This window comes from Haloarchaeobius baliensis, assembly GCF_052060055.1.
Taxonomy (GTDB): domain Archaea; phylum Halobacteriota; class Halobacteria; order Halobacteriales; family Natrialbaceae; genus Haloarchaeobius; species Haloarchaeobius baliensis.
The window spans coordinates 1,512,166-1,527,134 of sequence record NZ_JBPPFR010000001.1 but is presented as its reverse complement, the minus strand read 5'-3'; the positions used below and the strand labels follow the sequence as shown (position 1 = coordinate 1,527,134).

Sequence of the window (14,969 nt, the reverse complement as noted above, 5' to 3'; positions counted from 1 at the left end):
ATAAACAGAGTTTAGGATAGCCAAAGAATTATTTTATTAGTGTGAACTTTTAAGTGGGTGGCGAGCGAACCTGTAGTTGCAATGAGCACCCAGAAGACGGTCCTTCAGGAGGCGGGTACAGTCGAGGAGAGTTCGCTACGGCTCGACGTCGAGAAGGCGGAGCAGATCATCGACGCGCTCAACACCGACCTGGCCGCGACGTACACGTTCTACCACCAGATCCGCAAGCACCACTGGAACGTCGAGGGCGCGGAGTTCCGCGACCTCCACATCTTCCTCGGCGAGTTCGCGGAGGACCTCGAGGCGGCCGCAGACGAGCAGGCCGAGCGTCTCCAGGCCCTCGGCGGTGTCCCGGTCGCCGGGATGCAGGCCCTCGCCGAGCGCTCGCCCGTCGAACCCGAGGACGAGGACGTCTACGACATCCGCACCTCGCTCGAGAACGATCTGGAGATGGGCGGCGACATCATCGAGACGATGCGCGAGCACATCGAGGTCGCCCAGAACCTCGGCGACCACGCGACGGCGCACATCCTCCGCGAGGAACTCACCGAGCTCGAGGAGAACGTCCACCACCTCGAGCACTACCTCGAGGACGACTCGCTGAAGCAGTAGAATCGGTCGACTCGCCCGTCGAACCGACCGCAGTTCTTCCGTTATCGCTGGACGTCGACCGTCAGGTCCGTCGCGATCCACGCGTCCGTGTTGTCGTCCTCGGAGAAGACGACCTTCCCGGGGGCGGTCTCGTTGGCCCTGACGACGGTTTCCTCGGTGGAATCCTGCCGCGGCATCTGACTCATTACCAGGGATTAGGCGGGCCTAAAGCTATAATGGTTTTGGTTCGCCTAAACGACGGGGAGAGGATTCATCACGTCGCCGGGAGAGTGCCCGACATGGACGGTCTCTCACTCGACGCCTACTACGATCTCGACATCCCCGGGTTCCAGCCCGCCGTCTCGCCGGACGGTGACCGCGTCGCCTACACCGTCACCGAGTTCGACGCCGACGAGGACGACCCACACGGCTCGCTCTTCGTCGTACCGACCGACGGCAGCCGGGAGCCACATCGACTGAACCGCGCCTCCGACGCCGGGCCGGCGAAGTGGAGTCCCGACGGCGACCGGCTCGCGTTCGTGGCCGGCCGCGAGGAGGACCTCGGCCTGACTGTCGCCGGCGAGGAGTCCACGGCGACCGACGAGGCCGACGAGAAGTCAGACGAGGAGGCAGACGACGACACCGACGAGGCAGCGGACGCGGCCGGCGAAGACGACGACGATGAAGGTGGGGCAGGCGGGGCCAGCGGCGACGAACCGAAGCCCCAGGTCTGGCTGTTCGACCTCGCACGTGGCGGCGACGCGAGACAGGTCACGTCGTTCGAGGAGGGCGTCGCCGACTTCGACTGGGGGCCGGACGGCGACCGGATCGTCGTCTCCGCCCGGGACCCGACCGAGCGGGAGGAGGCAGACGCCCAGGCACGCGAGGACGGACCGGTGAAGACCGAGACCGAGCGCCTCCAGCACGTCCACGAGGGGCAGGGCTTCCTCGACGAGGTGCGGACGTACCTGTTCGTGGTCGACGTCGAGACGCGCCAGCAGGAGCGACTCGACGACACCGCCACCGGGACGGCGGCGGCGGCAGAGGGACTCGGCCCTGCGTGGAGCCCCGACGGCGAACGCATCGCGTTCTTCGCGAACCGGCGCGACGATGCTGACGACAGCAACGCCCGCGACCTCCATAGCGTCGCGCCCGACGGCACCGACCACGTCGTCCACACCGACGGCAGCCTGAGCGCCGGCCGGGCCGCCTGGAACGATTCGGGCGACCGGCTCGCCTTCGCCGCCAGCCGGGCCGACGACGTGTACGAGCCCGTCGAACCCTTCGTGCTCGACCGGGAGTCCGGGGAGTACGGGTCGGTGGCGGCCGACCTCGACCGCACGCTCTGGTACTTCGGCGGCCCGTGCTGGGTCGACGGCGACCTCCTGGCGCTCGTCGGCGACGAGGGCCGGACGCGATTCGCGCGCTTCGACGCGGACGGGAACGGCGCGACCCGGCGCTACGACGAGCAGCGCGACACCGAGTCGGTCATGACGTTCGACGCAGCCGGCGGGAGCGCTGCGGCGGTGGTCTCCTCTCCGGGGGAAGGCGTCGACCTCTACGGCCTCGACGTCGACGCGCTGGCCGCCGACGAGACCGTCGAACGGACCCGCCTCACCGCGCTCAACGACGACCTGCTGGACCGGTACGAACAGCCGGGCTGTCGGAAGCTCACCGTCGAGCACGACGGCGTGGCCGTCGACGCGTGGACGTTCCACCCGGCCGACTTCGACCCGGAGGACCCCGACCCGCGCCCGACCGTCCTCGCCATCCACGGCGGGCCGGCGTTCTACGACCAGCCCTGGTTCCAGTTCGCCGACGCCGCCTTCACGTCCCGGGGCTACGTCGTCTGCCGGGTGAACTACCGCGGCTCGACCTCCTACGGCAGGGAGTTCTCCGGCGCGCTGCGTGGCCGGTGGAACTCCGTCGAGGTCGACGACCTGCTCGCCGTCACCGACGAGCTCGTCGACCGCGGTTGGGCCGACCCCAACCGGCTGTTCCCAACCGGCTTCTCGCAGGGTGGCATCAACACCGCCTATCTGGTCACCCACACGGACCGGTTCGCCGCCGCCGCTGCCGAGCACGGCATCTACGACGCCCGCTCGGCCTTCGGCACCGACGACTCGCACGTCTGGTGGGGCCAGGAGTTCGGCCTGCCGTGGGAGGACGGCGACACCTACGACGACATCTCCAGCCTCCCGGACGTCGGGCAGGTGGACACCCCGACGCTGCTCACCGCCGGCGCGAACGACCGACGCTGCCCGCCCGAACAGGCCGAGCAGTTCTACGTCTCCCTCCGCAAGCAGGGGCTGGCGTCGCGACTCGTCATCTACGACGAGAACCACAACATCTCCACCCCCGACCGCGCCATCCACCGGCTGGAGGAGCTGCTCGGCTGGTTCGACCGGTTCGACCCCGCGACGGACGACGTTTCGCGGGAGGAGTACGACCCGCACGGGCGAGAAGAAGAGGACGACGACGGCGGGTGAGTTTCCACCCGCGTCCCGCGGACCCTCTCTGGGTTTACAATTATCGTAAACTTTCCACCACCGGCGCGCGGCTGGCGAGCGTGTCGAGCGTCAGCGAGACCGCGAGCCATCCGCGCGAGGTCTTCGGGAGCTTGCGACCGAAGGCTTGCGAGAGCTTGCTCTCGCAGTGGACGAGGAGCGCAGCGCCAGCGAGCACCGGTCACGAGACGCTCGCGTCTCGTGAGCACACCAGAAATCTTCGATTTCTGGGGACGCAGGAGGCTGGGGAGGTGTGAGGTGCGGTGCGGTTGCGGTGGGTGGGACTGAAAGGGGCGAGCGTCTCGACGACGGCAGGCGACGCAAGGACCGCAGGAACGAGGACCGCAGCGAGCCTCCCGATTCGAGACGGCCGGGGCTTTCTGGCTGTTTGCGGTCAAAGCAGTTCCGACAACCGACTCACTCTGGCCCCCATTTTGAGGTATCCAGCAACCGGACACGCCAACCAACGATGCAGTTCACCGTCGTCCAGGGCGACATCGCCGCACAGTCCGCCGACGCACTCGTCAACGCCGCCGGCACGAGCCTGCGGATGGGCTCGGGCGTCGCCGGCGCACTCCGACGCGGTGCGGGCGAGGAGATCGACGAGGCCGCGATGGCGAAGGGGCCGGTCGACCTCGGCGCGGTCGCGGTGACGGACGCGTTCGACCTCGACGCGGAGTACGTCGTCCACGCCGCCGCGATGCCGCACTACGGCGACGGCAAGGCGACAGAGGAGAGCATCCGCGACGCGACCCGGAACGCGCTCGCGGCCGCCGAGGAGCGGGGCTGCGAGTCGCTCGTGATACCGGCCCTCGGCTGTGGCGTGGCCGGGTTCGACCTCGAAGACGGCGCGCGCATCATCTGCGAGGAGCTGGCGGCGTGGGAGCCGACCACGCTCTCGGACGTCCGGTTCATCGCCTACAGCGACGAGGAGTTCGAGACCATCCGGACGGTGGCAGCGGCGTTGGACTGACCGGGGGTGGCACTACTCCCGCCGGTCGGCGACGACGGCGACGAGTCCGAGGAGCCAGATGACCGTGACGGCGAACGGCTCCACGGCCGGCCCCAGCCCGAAGTAGAGCGCGTACTCCCCGAGGCCGCCCAGCAGGAGCAGGGTGCCACCGATGGCACCGAGCGAGAATCCGTCGGCCGACGCGAGGATGGTGCCGCCCCAGCCGACGAGGATGGCCGGCAGGAACAGGTAGCCGCTGGCGACGAGCACCGGGTCGCCGAGCTGGACCGCGACGGCCACCGAGACCGCCCAGCAGAGGAACGCCAGGATTGCGACCGGATTGTCGGCGAGGGTGTCCGCGAGTTGGCGGTCGGCCATGTCGTGCAGTCGTTGGCTCACCGGCCTCAAGTACCTCGTGGTCGGTCCCGCACCGTGAGTCCGTGCCCGTTCACTCGTGCCCGGAGACGCGAACGGGCTCGTACGGCTCCTCCAGCCACGCCACGTCGCTGTGACTGAGGTCGATGTCCAGGGCCTCGACGGCCTGTTCCAGGTGCTCGATGCTGGTGGTGCCGACGATTGGCGCGTCGACGACGTCCTTCGAGAACAGCCACGCGAGGGCGATCTGGGCCATCGTCACGCCGTGCTCGGCCGCGAGCTCCTGTACGCGCTCGTTGATCTCCCGGCCGCCGCCCTCGAAGTAGGGGTGGCCGCGAGCGTGCTCGTCGCGCGCACCCCGGGCCGTCGCGTCGTACTCCTCGTGCGGCCGGGCGAGGTAGCCCCGGGCCAGCGGCGACCACGGGATGACGCCGACGTTCTCCTTCGCACAGAGCGGGAGCATCTCGCGCTCCTCCTCGCGGTAGAGCAGATTGTAGTGGTTCTGCATGGTCACGAACCGTTCGAGGCCGAGCGCGTCGCTCGTGTAGAGCGACTCGGCGAACTGGTGGGCCCACATCGACGAGCCACCGACGTACCGGACCTGGCCGCGGCGGACGGCATCATCGAGGGCGCGGAGCGTCGTCTCGATGGGGGTGTCGTCGTCCCAGCGGTGGATCTGGTAGAGGTCGACGGTGTCCATCCCGAGCCGGTCGAGGCTGTTCTGGAGCTCCTGCTCGATGGCCTTCCGGGAGAGCCCGCCCGAGTTCGGGTCGTGCTCGTCCATCTGGAAGTACCCCTTCGTGGCGACGACGGCCTCGTCGCGCTGGCCTTCGAGCGCCTCGCCGAGGATGCGCTCGGACTCGCCCTGCGAGTACATGTTCGCGGTGTCGAAGAAGTTGATACCGAGGTCGAGCGCGCGGTCGACCAGCTCCTTCCCCTCGTCCTCGTCGAGGACCCAGCCGCGCCAGTCGGGGTCGCCGAAGCTCATACAGCCCAGGCAGATGCGACTGACCTCCAGTCCGGTGTCGCCGAGAGTCGTGTACTCCATGGACGGGACCACGGACCGAGGGGGCAAAAACGTGAGCGGAACGCTTATTTTCGGGCTCCGAGCACGTCCGGACATGTCGGCGAGCCGCAACACCCTCCTCGCGCTGTGCTGTCTCGTCCTCTGTACCGCCAGCGTCCCCGTCGCAGCAACACCCACCCAGGAGGCCGACACGGGCGGTCCGAACGTGACCGTCGAGGCGCCCGACCGCGCCGTCTTCAACGCCACGTCGACGTTCGAGGTGCGCGTGAGCGACGCGACCGGTGACGTCTCGGTCGAGTGGGAGTTCCCCGACGGCTCGACCGCGGACACGCGACAGGCGAGCTACCGGTTCCAGCGGGAGGGCAACGTGACGGTCACGGTGATGGTCGCCGACGATACCGGCACGACGACGCGGACGCTCGACTACGAGGTCTACCGGTACACGTCCGGAACAGGGGACTCACAGGCCCTCCCGGTGCTCGGGATGCTCGGGATCTCGGTCGTCTTCATGGGGTTCGTCGTCCTGCTCTACTTCAGGGTGCTGCCCTGGTTCTACCAGACCATCTAGAGCCCCTCGGGGTCCATGAACTGGACTGCGAGCCGGGTCGCGAGGTACGCGATGCCCCCGAGACAGGCGTACACCACGACGAACGCCCACGTCCACTCGCCGGGGCTCCCGATGGCCAGCCGGGCGACCGTGTTCGCCGGGTGCTCCGGCAGCAGCCCGGCGACCGTGATGGCCCCGAGCACGCCCGTCGAGTAGAGGAACTGCGCCTGCCGCCGGTCGGCGGCCGCGAGCGCGATGCCGATGCCGACCGAGACGACGAGCACCGCGAGTGCGCCGACCAGCCCGACGAGCACGAGCGGGTTCGAGATGCCGGTGCCGTTGAACCAGAGCAGTCCGAGCCAGAGCGCCGCCTGCACGGGTGCGAGCGTCGCCGTCGCGAGCAGCTTCGCGTCGACGATGTCACCGAGCGTGACGGGCGCGACCCTGAGCAGTTCGAGCGTGCCGCGCTGGCTCTCCTCGGTGAGCGAGTCCACCGCGATGGAGCCCGAGATGAACACGGGCAGGAACATCAGCAGCGGCACCAGCACGGTGTAGGTGAACCCGAAGTACGGGCTGGAGCCCTGCTTGGGCGGGACGTCGAGCACCTCGCGGTCGAGGCTGTGTCGGTACTCCTGGCGGAGGTTCTCCTCCATCGCCTGCAGTGTCTCGCGCACCTGGACGATGATGACCGTCGTCCGCAGGTTCTCGTCCGGGACCGTGGCACTGACCGCCACCGTGCCGTTGCCGGTGTGGGTCGCCACCATCATCGCGTCGACGCGCCGGTTCCGGAACCCCTCGCGGGCGTCGGCCGGCGTCCGGTACCGGACGACCTCGATGCTGTCGTCGTTCCCGACAACCTCGATGACCTCGTCGGAGGCGTTGCCGCTGACGGCCATCTGGAGGGTGTAGCCGTCGACGCTCCCCGGGTCGTACAGCGAGACGAGCCCGACGACGAGGAACGAGGAGAACGAGGCCACGAACAGCTGGATGAGCAGCGCGAGCACGATGGTCTTCTCCGAACGCAGCGACGCGACCTCGCGCTTCGCGATGGCGAGCCGGGCGCGCATCGCGGCACGTCGGCCCCGCCCGACCGCCGGTTCGTCGTCGTCGCGGACGTGGTGGGTCGGCGGCCCGTCACGCGACAAGGCCGGACACCCCCAGATTGTACAGCAGGTGGACGACGACGGCGACGCAGAACGCGCCGAGGTAGGCGCGCCGCGAGCGCTGTGCGCCGAGCGCCGAGATGGTCGCGGTCACCGTGTGCAGCAGGAGCGGCAGCGTCAGCAGCCCGAGCGCGAGCAACGGGTCGACACCGCCGACCGCCGCGTCGGGGAACGCGCTCTGTCCCTCGGGCAGCGTCTGGAGCTGGACGAGCTGGACGAGGAGCGTCAGCTTCTCCGCGAGGAAGAACCCGACGCCGCTCGCGACGCCGAGGACGACCGCCGCCTTCTTCGAGCGCTCGAACCGTGCGTACTCGAAGCCGGCGTAGACGTGGATGCTCTTGGCGATCTCCTCGATGACCGCGACCGTGAGGAACAGCGCGGGGACCGAGATGGAGCGCGGGAGGATGAACACCAGCGCGATCGCCAGCAGCTCCGCGAGGAAGACGAACGGGAGGAGCAGCATCGTCACGAGGAACACCGACCGGACGCTCCGGACCCGCGTCGCGATGGCGTCCAGCGCCTTCTGGTGCACCGCGCGCTGGCTGAACATGTCCTCCTCGCGGTAGGTGCCCGCTCCGAGCGTGAACAGCACGAGCGACGTGAGCAGGAACGGCACCGTGGCGAACGCGAACTCGCCGAGGGAGACCGACTGCCCCTGCAGGTCCATCACGACGACGGTCAGCGGCGAGATGAGCGCGATGGGCGTCACGTCGGTGAAGATGGCCGGCACGAACACGTACGACGTGAGGAACACCGACACCGCGATGGTGACGAAGGTGAGCTCCTTGAACGACCGCGCGAACATCCCCCCGACGAACGTCGAGGAGAGGAAGAGTAGCGCGATGGGAATGACGGCACCGACGGACGCCACGCCGCCGCCGATGGCCCACGCGATACCGACCGTGACGGCGACCAGCCCGAGGAAGTACGGCAGCGTCTTCCCGGCGATGATGTCCCGCCGGGAGACGGGCGCGACGAGCAGGAGTTCGCCGCGGCGGTTGATGCGCTCGTTGATGATGGTGCTGCCGTAGGCCTGGATGACGAAGTTCATCGGGACGATGAACAGGAACGCGAGCACGAGCGAGCTGAACGGGAACGGCGGGCTGATGCTGCTGGGGTCGCCCGAGCTGGTACCGCTCCCGAAGCCGCCGCCGAGGTTCGGCGCGGGGATGTCGTCGCCGCCCGAGTCTGAACCCGCGCCGTCGTCCGTGCTGGTTCCACCGGTACCGGCACCGTCGTCGTCGGTCCCGTCGGTGCCGCTGGCGCCGCCGTCGGAGCCGTCGGTCCCCGTCCCGCCGTCGGCGGTGTCAGTTCCACCGTCCGGGGCGAACGCCGACCCGCTTCGGGACTCGTAGGTGACGTCGACGACGACGGGGAACGCGGCGCTCTGGTTGTCGTCCTGGCGCATCTGGCCGTCGTTGAACTCGACGACCGCGGACCGGAACTCCGCGTAGGCGGCCTGTCCCTTCCGCGTCGAACGCGGGATGGGTGGCCCCCGTTCGGTCACGAGCAGGTCTATCTCGCCGTTGTTCAGCGCGGCGGCGGAGGCGTGGTCCGGTCTGGCCGCGAACTGCGAGCTCTCCTGGACGACGTCGTAGTACGGTTCGCCGGGTTCGACGCCGACCCGGTAGATGCCGTCGTCGAGGCCGGGGCCCTGCGCGACGACGACCGGTGCCGCGAGACCGCCGATGACGAGCAGGAGGATGGCGACGGCAGCGGTCCCCCTGTCGACGGTGCCCGCACTCTTCTCGACCTCCCAGCGGGCGATGCGGAGCGTCTTGCGCGGGGACAGCGGCGGCCAGCTCTCGCGGATTCGGGACGGGAGCGAACGGAGACGTGACGTGACTGAGGTGAGGCGGGGGCCTCGCGTCACGTCTCCGCCTCCACGGTCCGGTCTCGTTCGCCCTCGCTCGCCTGCTCCGGCGTCTCGCCGGCGATGTCGAGGAAGATGTCCTCGAGGCTCGGGTCGCGGGTCTGGATGTCGACGACGGAGCCACCGCGCGCGGTCGCCTGCGACCGGAGCGCCTCGACGGCGTCCATGTCGCCGACGACCGACTCGTAGCGGTCCTCGCCCGCCGGCTCGGAGCCGTCCAGTGCGACGTCGGTGTAGACGTGGTACGACGTCGAGCCGTGCTCGCGGCGGATCTCCGCCAGCGTGCCGCGGGCGATGATCTCGCCGTGGTTCATCACGATGACCCGGTCGCAGATGCTCTCGACGTGGTAGAGGTTGTGCGCCGAGAAGACGATGGTCTTGCCCTGCTCGGCGAGCTGTTCGGTGAACTCGATGATGTAGTTGGTCGTGAGCGGGTCCAGCCCCGACGCCGGCTCGTCGTAGATGAGCACGTCGGGGTCGTTGACGAGCGACCGCGCGATGGCGACCTTCCGCTTCATCCCCTTGGACATGTCACCGATGCGGCGGTCCCTGTGCTCGAGGTCCAGTCGGTCGAGCGCCTCGGTGATGCGCTCTGTGGCCACGTCACCCGGCACGTCGTAGAGGTCCGCGAAGAACTCGAGGTAGGAGTTCGCGGTCATCTCCTCGTACAGCGGCGACTCCTCGGGGAGGAAACCGAGGTTGCGGCGCATCTCCGGGTCGTCGGCCGCCAGCCCGGCGACCGAGACCGTCCCGCTCGTCGGTTCGATGAGGCCCGCGAGCGTCTTGAGCGTCGTCGTCTTGCCGGCGCCGTTCGGCCCGACCACGCCGAAGACCTCGCCACGCCCCACGGAGAACGTGCTGCCGTCGACCGCGACGAACCCGTCGTACTCTTTGCGGAGGTCCTCGACCGTTATCATCCGTTGTCACCTGCCAAGGACCCGTGAGATTTGAAGATACCGGCCCCGTCTATCGGTTCTGTTGACACGAACGCCCGCCGACGTCGACCTCGACGGCACGCTTATCGGCACACGAACCCCAGTGGGAGCCGTGCCAGCAGGAACGACCGTCACACTGGGGTCGACCCCCGACGGCCGGCGCGTCGAGGTCGCCCGCGAGGTCGGCGTCGACCACCGCCGGGCGTGGGAGCTGCTGACCGATACGTGGCGCTGGTCGGAGTGGGGTCCGACCGTCCACGACGTGGACGCGCCGACCAGGTTCATCGCCGAGGGGAGCCACGGCAGCGTGAACGTCCTCGGAGCGGTCTGGGTCCCCTACGAGATAACGTCCTGTGGGGACGGCCGCTGGACGTGGGACGTCGCGCGGATTCCCGCGACGGGCCACCGCGTCGAGCCGGTCGCCGAGGAGCGCTGTCGGGTCGTCTTCGAGATACCCCCGCTCGCGGCGGGCTACGTCCCGGTGTGTCGGCGCGCGCTGAAGAAGATCGAGGCGATCCTGCTCGCCGACGAACGCGGACTCTGACGTGGTGTCCGGGGTCCGGGCGCCGCTCAGAACAGCGGTGCGGCCAGTGCGGCGGCGATCTCGCCGGTCGCGATGCTGTACTCCCACGTCGTGCTGGCGAGCACGAGGAAGCCGAGTGCGGTGCCCAGCATGACGACGTTCTTCAGGAACGCGGTCATCTCGGTCTGCTGCTGTTCGGGGTCGTCCATCCGCCAGAAGTCGTGCATCAGTGGCGTCGTGACGACGAGGAAGACGGCGATGGCACCCGCCCCGAGGACCGGGTAGAAGCCGAGGGCGATGGAGAGGCCGCCGAACAGGAGCATGCCACCCGTGAACGGTACCATGAGCCCCGGTGCGGGGACGCCCTTCATCCCGGCGTAGCCGGCCATGTCCTCGGCGTTCAGGAAGTGATTGACGCCCATGAACGCGACGACGCCCCCGACGAGCACCCGCGCGACGAGGAAGACGGCGGCCACCTCGCCGGTGATGGCGAGCGTCATCGGGTCGCCTCCGTGCGGTTCTGGGTCGGCCGGATCGATACGAGTCTCGTTCTGCAATCTGGTTGCATTACGTTACCTGGTTCGATTCCGAACCTATATATACTTCAGGCGACAATACAGCAACCAGATAACACCGATGTCATCGGAAACACTCGAATCCGCGGAGACGGACGGCACCGCCGAGAAGAACGCCGGTGCCTGTCCCGTCGTCGAATCCCTGGAGCAGATCGGCTCGCAGTGGCGCCTCGTCGTCCTGCACGACCTGCGCGGCGAGGAGAAGCGGTTCAACGAGCTGAAGCGCTCGACCGGTGCGAGCTCGCGCACCCTCTCGCGCGTGCTCGACGACCTCGCGGAACTCGGCTTCGTCGAGCGCCGGGTCGAGGCCGACGCGCCCATCGCCTCCTACTACAGTCTCACGGACAAGGGCGAGTCGCTCTGTCCCGTCTTCGACGAGATTGAGAGCTGGGCGACGGACTGGCTCTGAGATGGCGGCGGACCTCCAGGAGAAGACCGACCGGTACCACGACCTGCTCGCGGAGGCGCTGGAGGAGGTGACGGTCTCGGCACCCGAGGACACGCCCATGGGCGAGGCCGCGCTCGACTGTCTGGAGATGGCCGCGTCCTACCTCGACGACGGCGAGCACTTCCGGGCGAACGACGACCTCGTGAACGCCCTGGCGGCGTTCTCCTACGGCCATGCGTGGCTGGATGCCGGTGCCCGGGTCGGCCTGTTCGACGTACCGCGCGAGGGGCACCTGTTCACAGTCTGAGCACCGGTCGTCTCCTCCTCAGCCGTCCAGTTCCCCGGCGAGCACGTCGTCGACGATCCCCTCGAGCAGCGGCAGCGCCCGCTCCGCATCGGCGACCGGCATCGACTCGTCGACGGTGTGGGCCTCGGAGAGTGACCCCGGGCCCCAGACGACCGCCGGAACCCCGTCGGCGACGAACTCCCGGGCGTCCGTCGCGGCCGCCATGCCCCACGGCTCGTCCGGCGCGAGGTCGCCGGTGTGGTCACGGACGAGTGCCGCGAGCGGGTGGTCCGGCTCGATCCCGGCCGAGGCGTAGTGCTGGACCGTCTCCCGCTCGGCGACGACGCCGTCCTCGCGCTCGGCGGCGGCGAGCAGGTCGTCGACCTCCCGGTCCACGTCCTCGATGGACTCGTCTGGGAGGATGCGCCGGTCGAGCAGGAACTCCGCACGGGCGGGGACGACGGCCATGTTCGAGCCGGTGCCGGCCTCGAACGCGGTGACGTTCGCGTACGCCCTCCCGACGAGCGGGTCGCTCCGTTCCCGGAGTCGAGCGTCGTACTCGTCGATGCGGTCCATCAGGGTGCGAGCCACGTCGATGGCGTTCGTGCCCTCGTCGGGGTTGCTGGCGTGGGTCGACTCGCCGTGGACCACGACCCGGTAGGTGACGACCCCCTTCGCGCTCGTGGCGACGCGGAACTCGGTCGGTTCGAGGACGACCGCGTAGTCGCCGCCGTACCCCTCGTCGACGAGGGTCCGCGTTCCGGGAAGGCCGGTCTCCTCGCCAGCGGCGGCGTGGACGACGAGCGTCCCGGGGCGGTCCTCGCCCTCGGCCAGCTCGTCGGCGCGGTTCCGGGCGGTCACCATCGCCAGCGCGAGGCCGGTCTTCATGTCGGCGCTACCGCGACCCCAGAGCCGACCGTCGTCGACCTCGCCGCCGAACGGGTCGTGCGACCAGTCGTCGGGGTCGTCCGCCGGGACGACGTCGGTGTGGCCGTTCAGCACGAGCGTCGGGTCGCCCGAACCGACGGTCGCCACCGCGTTCGGGCGGTCGGTCCCGGGCGTCGGGACCAGGTCGGCGTCGACGCCGTGCTCGGTGAACCAGTCGACGACGTACTCGGCGCAGGGGCGCTCGTTCCCCGGCGGGTTCTCCGAGGCGATGCTGACGAGCCGCGCCGCCAGCTCGACCACGTCGGTCGGGTACGTGCCGTCGGGAGCCGGGCCGTCGTCGGAGATCCCCGGCATGGCTCTACTCGAGCGCCGCGTCGAGCGCCTGTTCGAGGTCGGCCAGCAGGTCCTCGTGGTGCTCGATCCCGACGCTCAGGCGGACGAGCCCCTCGTCGATGCCGGCCTCGGCGAGTTCCTCGGTGGAGAGGTCCTGGTGGGTCATCAGCGCGGGCACCTCGACGAGGCTCTCGACGCCGCCGAGACTCTCCGCGAGCGCGAACACCTCCAGCCCGGCGGCGAACTCCGCGACGGTGTCGCGGTCGCCGTCGAGTTCGAACGCGACCATCCCGCCGAAGTCGGCCATCTGCCGGGCCGCCACCTCGTGGTTCGGATGGGATTCGAGACCGGGGTAGTACACCGGGTCGACCCCGGGCTGTTCGTCGAGGAACTCGGCGACTGCGCGGGCGTTCACGCAGTGGCGGTCCATCCGCGCGGAGAGCGTCTTCATCCCGCGGAGCACCAGGAAGGAGTCGAAGGGCCCGAGGATGGCACCGCGGGTGTACTGGGTGTACTCGATGTCCTCGGCCACCGCTGGGTCGTTCGTCGCCACCGCCCCGGCCAGCACGTCGGAGTGCCCGCCCTGGTACTTCGTCAGCGACTCGACGACGATGTCGGCGCCGAGCTCGAGCGGCCGCTGGAGGTACGGCGACGCGAACGTGTTGTCGTTGGCGAGCAGCGCGTCGTGCTCGTGGGCGGCCTCGGCGGCTGCCTCGATGTCACCGACCCTGAGCACTGGGTTCGTCGGCGTCTCGAAGTAGACCAGCTCGGTGTCCGGCCCGATGGCATCGGCGATGGCGTCGGCGTCGTTCACCGGCACGTGGGTCGTCTCGATGCCGTACTCGGCGTAGACGTCGGCGAGCAGGTCGTGCGTCTCCGCGTAGAGGTTCTTCGCCGCGACGACGTGGTCGCCCGGCGAGAGCGTCGAGGCGAACACCGCGTCGATGGCGGCCATCCCGGTCGCGAAGGCGTAGGCGTGGCTGCCGCCCTCCAGCATGGCGAACGACTGCTCCAGCGCGTCGCGGGTCGGCTCCGACATCCGCGAGTAGCGGTGCTCGCTCCGCTGCTCGGTCGGCGACGCGTACTCGTAGGTCGCGTTCGCGTAGATCGGCGGCATCATCGCGCCGTACTGGTCGTTCCTGGCGTGTGAGTGCACTTCCCGTGTCTCGAAGTGACGCTCGTCCATACGCCACCCACGACGGTTTCTGATTTATACGTGTTCCCCGAAGCAGGGCCTGCCGATGTCGGGGGACGGTCGCCGTCTGCATCGTGGGGGACCCCTGCCCGTTGGCGATGGAATTACAAGGGGTGCCCGAGTCGGGTCGTACTGATGGAGGCCGTTCTCTGGTACGTGATGACCGGGACCCGCGGTGGTGAGAACCGGGTCCGCATCCTCCGTGCCATCGACGAACGGCCGCGCAACGCGAACAAGCTCGCCGAGGAGCTGGATCTGGACTACAAGACGGTCAGACACCACCTCGACGTGCTGATGGAGAACGACATCGTGGAGAACAGCGGCGACGACTACGGGGCCGTCTACCTCCCGACGGAACAGGCGCGGGACCACTGGGACACGGTCGAGCAGATCATCGAACAGGTGGACTGAGCACTACTATGGCCGAAATTGGGAAAGAGTATTTCATGCGACTCGCCAAAGGAGGAGACAGATGAGCATCTGGGTGGACCTGGCGAAGGTGTCGACCGTCGCCAACGTGTCGTTGTTGCTGGTCCTCGGCTACATCTGGGGTCGCAACTGGCTCACGTTCCGCTCGAAGCACACGCTCGGACTGCTCATATTCTCCGTGTTCCTGCTGCTGGAGAACGCGCTCGTGCTCTACTACTACCTCGTCGACCCGACGCTGTCGGGCTGGTGGCACGACCAGATATCCCCGGTCTGGCAGGCTCAGATGATAATCCTCGGGCTCCAGACGTTCGGCCTCGCCTTCCTCGTCTGGGTCAGCTGGGACTGAACCCCTCGGTTCTCGTCGGGCTGAGACGACCGGTTG

18 protein-coding genes are annotated in these 14,969 nt (G+C 68.8%); 9 read left to right on the top strand and 9 right to left on the bottom strand.

Annotation, left to right across the window (positions count from 1 at the left end):
- Positions 1-81: 81 nt before the first annotated feature.
- Positions 82-612: a DNA starvation/stationary phase protection protein DpsA gene (gene dpsA, locus ACSG06_RS07755; protein WP_440989690.1), complete on the top strand. Its 531-nt coding sequence runs from the start codon at positions 82-84 to the stop codon at positions 610-612.
- A 41-nt stretch (positions 613-653) separates the two neighbouring features.
- Here dpsA and ACSG06_RS07750 read toward each other — a convergent pair whose 3' ends face one another.
- A complete protein-coding gene (locus ACSG06_RS07750; RefSeq protein ID WP_440990311.1) occupies positions 654-797 on the bottom strand; it encodes a hypothetical protein in 144 nt (47 codons plus the stop codon).
- Between the two features lie 93 nt (positions 798-890).
- On the opposite strand from ACSG06_RS07750, the gene ACSG06_RS07745 reads away from it, so the two are divergent.
- Complete coding sequence (locus ACSG06_RS07745; RefSeq protein WP_440989689.1) at positions 891-3,080, top strand: S9 family peptidase; 2,190 nt, start codon at positions 891-893, stop codon at positions 3,078-3,080.
- Between the two features lie 487 nt (positions 3,081-3,567).
- Positions 3,568-4,071, top strand: a complete 504-nt coding sequence (locus ACSG06_RS07740; RefSeq protein WP_440989688.1) for a macro domain-containing protein — start codon at positions 3,568-3,570, stop codon at positions 4,069-4,071.
- Between the two features lie 12 nt (positions 4,072-4,083).
- Here the strand turns inward: ACSG06_RS07740 and ACSG06_RS07735 are convergent, their stop codons facing one another.
- Positions 4,084-4,449 (bottom strand): hypothetical protein, encoded by a 366-nt coding sequence (locus ACSG06_RS07735; protein WP_440989687.1) that lies wholly within the window; start codon positions 4,447-4,449, stop codon positions 4,084-4,086.
- Between the two features lie 49 nt (positions 4,450-4,498).
- Positions 4,499-5,473: an aldo/keto reductase gene (locus ACSG06_RS07730; protein WP_440989686.1), complete on the bottom strand. Its 975-nt coding sequence runs from the start codon at positions 5,471-5,473 to the stop codon at positions 4,499-4,501.
- Positions 5,474-5,546: 73 nt separating this feature from the next.
- Here ACSG06_RS07730 and ACSG06_RS07725 point away from each other — a divergent pair, with 73 nt between their 5' ends.
- The gene (locus ACSG06_RS07725; RefSeq protein ID WP_440989685.1) at positions 5,547-6,020 is read left to right on the top strand and encodes a PKD domain-containing protein; all 474 of its coding nucleotides are present in this window, start codon (positions 5,547-5,549) and stop codon (positions 6,018-6,020) included.
- Here ACSG06_RS07725 and ACSG06_RS07720 read toward each other — a convergent pair.
- The 3 genes from ACSG06_RS07720 to ACSG06_RS07710 are packed head-to-tail and all read right to left on the bottom strand — an operon-like array spanning position 6,017 to position 9,952.
- Positions 6,017-7,144 (bottom strand): ABC transporter permease, encoded by a 1,128-nt coding sequence (locus ACSG06_RS07720; protein WP_440989684.1) that lies wholly within the window; start codon positions 7,142-7,144, stop codon positions 6,017-6,019. The genes ACSG06_RS07725 and ACSG06_RS07720 overlap by 4 nt on opposite strands.
- Positions 7,134-8,975: an ABC transporter permease family protein gene (locus tag ACSG06_RS07715; RefSeq protein ID WP_440990300.1), complete on the bottom strand. Its 1,842-nt coding sequence runs from the start codon at positions 8,973-8,975 to the stop codon at positions 7,134-7,136. Before ACSG06_RS07715 ends, ACSG06_RS07720 begins: the two co-directional genes overlap by 11 nt.
- Positions 8,976-9,031: 56 nt before the next feature.
- Positions 9,032-9,952: an ABC transporter ATP-binding protein gene (locus tag ACSG06_RS07710; RefSeq protein ID WP_440989683.1), complete on the bottom strand. Its 921-nt coding sequence runs from the start codon at positions 9,950-9,952 to the stop codon at positions 9,032-9,034.
- Positions 9,953-10,082: 130 nt separating this feature from the next.
- Here ACSG06_RS07710 and ACSG06_RS07705 point away from each other — a divergent pair, with 130 nt between their 5' ends.
- Positions 10,083-10,514, top strand: a complete 432-nt coding sequence (locus ACSG06_RS07705) for an SRPBCC family protein (protein WP_440989682.1) — start codon at positions 10,083-10,085, stop codon at positions 10,512-10,514.
- A gap of 26 nt (positions 10,515-10,540) precedes the next feature.
- Here ACSG06_RS07705 and ACSG06_RS07700 read toward each other — a convergent pair whose 3' ends face one another.
- Positions 10,541-10,993, bottom strand: coding sequence for a DoxX family protein (locus ACSG06_RS07700; RefSeq protein WP_440989681.1), 453 nt, complete (start codon positions 10,991-10,993; stop codon positions 10,541-10,543).
- Between the two features lie 136 nt (positions 10,994-11,129).
- Between ACSG06_RS07700 and ACSG06_RS07695 the strand changes: the two genes are divergently transcribed.
- Entirely contained in the window at positions 11,130-11,477 is a 348-nt protein-coding gene (locus ACSG06_RS07695) for a winged helix-turn-helix transcriptional regulator (protein WP_440989680.1), read from the top strand.
- A gap of 1 nt (position 11,478) precedes the next feature.
- Entirely contained in the window at positions 11,479-11,763 is a 285-nt protein-coding gene (locus ACSG06_RS07690) for a DUF357 domain-containing protein (RefSeq protein WP_440989679.1), read from the top strand.
- An 18-nt stretch (positions 11,764-11,781) separates the two neighbouring features.
- On the opposite strand, the gene ACSG06_RS07685 is transcribed toward ACSG06_RS07690, so the two are convergent.
- Complete coding sequence (locus ACSG06_RS07685) at positions 11,782-12,984, bottom strand: M20 family metallopeptidase (protein ID WP_440989678.1); 1,203 nt, start codon at positions 12,982-12,984, stop codon at positions 11,782-11,784.
- Between the two features lie 4 nt (positions 12,985-12,988).
- Positions 12,989-14,149: a trans-sulfuration enzyme family protein gene (locus ACSG06_RS07680; protein ID WP_440989677.1), complete on the bottom strand. Its 1,161-nt coding sequence runs from the start codon at positions 14,147-14,149 to the stop codon at positions 12,989-12,991.
- A gap of 144 nt (positions 14,150-14,293) precedes the next feature.
- Here ACSG06_RS07680 and ACSG06_RS07675 point away from each other — a divergent pair, with 144 nt between their 5' ends.
- On the top strand, positions 14,294-14,569 hold the full coding sequence (locus tag ACSG06_RS07675; RefSeq protein WP_440989676.1) for an ArsR/SmtB family transcription factor: 276 nt from the start codon (positions 14,294-14,296) through the stop codon (positions 14,567-14,569).
- Between the two features lie 61 nt (positions 14,570-14,630).
- The gene (locus ACSG06_RS07670) at positions 14,631-14,933 is read left to right on the top strand and encodes a DUF8036 family membrane protein (protein ID WP_440989675.1); all 303 of its coding nucleotides are present in this window, start codon (positions 14,631-14,633) and stop codon (positions 14,931-14,933) included.
- Positions 14,934-14,969: the final 36 nt, after the last annotated feature.

Coding starts and splice junctions, on each gene's coding strand:
- ACSG06_RS07695 (WP_440989680.1), top strand. CDS start 11,130: ATGTCATCGGAAACACTCGAATCCGCGGAGACGGACGGCACCGCCGAG.
- ACSG06_RS07750 (WP_440990311.1), bottom strand. CDS start 797: ATGAGTCAGATGCCGCGGCAGGATTCCACCGAGGAAACCGTCGTCAGG.
- ACSG06_RS07730 (WP_440989686.1), bottom strand. CDS start 5,473: ATGGAGTACACGACTCTCGGCGACACCGGACTGGAGGTCAGTCGCATC.
- ACSG06_RS07700 (WP_440989681.1), bottom strand. CDS start 10,993: ATGACGCTCGCCATCACCGGCGAGGTGGCCGCCGTCTTCCTCGTCGCG.
- dpsA (WP_440989690.1), top strand. CDS start 82: ATGAGCACCCAGAAGACGGTCCTTCAGGAGGCGGGTACAGTCGAGGAG.
- ACSG06_RS07725 (WP_440989685.1), top strand. CDS start 5,547: ATGTCGGCGAGCCGCAACACCCTCCTCGCGCTGTGCTGTCTCGTCCTC.
- ACSG06_RS07675 (WP_440989676.1), top strand. CDS start 14,294: ATGGAGGCCGTTCTCTGGTACGTGATGACCGGGACCCGCGGTGGTGAG.
- ACSG06_RS07670 (WP_440989675.1), top strand. CDS start 14,631: ATGAGCATCTGGGTGGACCTGGCGAAGGTGTCGACCGTCGCCAACGTG.
- ACSG06_RS07680 (WP_440989677.1), bottom strand. CDS start 14,149: ATGGACGAGCGTCACTTCGAGACACGGGAAGTGCACTCACACGCCAGG.
- ACSG06_RS07710 (WP_440989683.1), bottom strand. CDS start 9,952: ATGATAACGGTCGAGGACCTCCGCAAAGAGTACGACGGGTTCGTCGCG.
- ACSG06_RS07685 (WP_440989678.1), bottom strand. CDS start 12,984: ATGCCGGGGATCTCCGACGACGGCCCGGCTCCCGACGGCACGTACCCG.
- ACSG06_RS07740 (WP_440989688.1), top strand. CDS start 3,568: ATGCAGTTCACCGTCGTCCAGGGCGACATCGCCGCACAGTCCGCCGAC.
- ACSG06_RS07690 (WP_440989679.1), top strand. CDS start 11,479: ATGGCGGCGGACCTCCAGGAGAAGACCGACCGGTACCACGACCTGCTC.
- ACSG06_RS07745 (WP_440989689.1), top strand. CDS start 891: ATGGACGGTCTCTCACTCGACGCCTACTACGATCTCGACATCCCCGGG.